Here is a 1,048-nt window from a genome sequence, read left to right as displayed (position 1 = left end):
GGAATCAATGATTCTGGTTGTCATTTTAAATGATGAGAATGTTGAGGATGTTATGATAATTCCTGTGCGAATTAATAAATATTACGTGCCAGAGTTGTTGAGTGGAAAAGAGGCTGACATTTTAACCAAAAAATATCAAAAATTGTGCAAGCATCCTGTCCTTAAACAAGGAGCAGAGAGCAGCGAATTTGTTAGTTTCTATAGGAAAAAATATAATCAACAAGTTCGATGGAGATTGATCGAAAATAAAATTCAAAATAGACTCTTTTTCCTTCGGCATTTGCATAAATATCCAAATGGTATTGCTTGGCAGAGTCTCACTGGCTTCGTGGCTGGAAGAATGGGTAAACTAAATGAAAATGGAAAATGTTAAAGAGAACACTATGAAGATTCTTTGGCTTTCTCATTTGATACCTTACCCGCCCAAAAGCGGTGTGTTAATGCGTAGTTACAATCTTATCCGGGAGGTGGCTCGGTATCATGAGGTTGATTTATTGGCTTTTAATCAGAAAAATTCGTTAATCTCATACTTTGAGAGCATTCAGGCTGGCAAGGCAAAATCCAGAGAGATGCTCTCCCAATTTATTTCGGAGATATCTTATTTTGATATCCAGTCGGATAGTAGTTCTATGGCTAAATACTGGCTTGCCATCAAAAGTCTTTTTACTAATGAACCTTATACTATTAACTGGCTAAAGTCAGATGATTACAGCCTTGCAGTTGCTGATGGTGTTAAAAGGAAACACTATGATGTTATTCATTTTGATACGATAAGTCTGGCTCCTTTTTGGGATAAGCATCTTAAGACTCCGTGTGTTCTCGATCATCACAATGTGGAATCGCATATGATGCTCCGCCGTGTAGATCATGAAAAGAACCCTCTAAAAAGGTGGTACTTCCAGCAAGAAGGGAGAAGACTTGAGCAGTATGAACGAAAAAATATGTCAGCATTTGATTATCATATTGTTTGTTCAAAAGACGATGGGCTTAGACTTCTGTCACTTGACAAAAACTTGAATACTATGGTGATTCCAAACGGGATATCAAT

2 protein-coding genes are annotated in these 1,048 nt (G+C 37.1%); both read left to right on the top strand.

All coding sequences use genetic code 11. The features are described 5' to 3' along the window. On the top strand, positions 1–373 hold a 373-nt coding region (locus ABF87_RS14595), incomplete at its 5' end, for a hypothetical protein (protein ID WP_160829844.1). After that, a partial coding sequence (locus ABF87_RS14590; RefSeq protein WP_160829843.1) for a glycosyltransferase occupies positions 354–1,048 on the top strand: 695 nt, incomplete at its 3' end. The genes ABF87_RS14595 and ABF87_RS14590, both read left to right, overlap by 20 nt.

The sequence above is a fragment of the Nitrosomonas sp. JL21 genome (assembly GCF_009833095.1).
Classification (GTDB): domain Bacteria; phylum Pseudomonadota; class Gammaproteobacteria; order Burkholderiales; family Nitrosomonadaceae; genus Nitrosomonas.
Note: the sequence above shows the minus strand (reverse complement) of the source record. Positions and strands in the feature narration are given on the sequence as shown.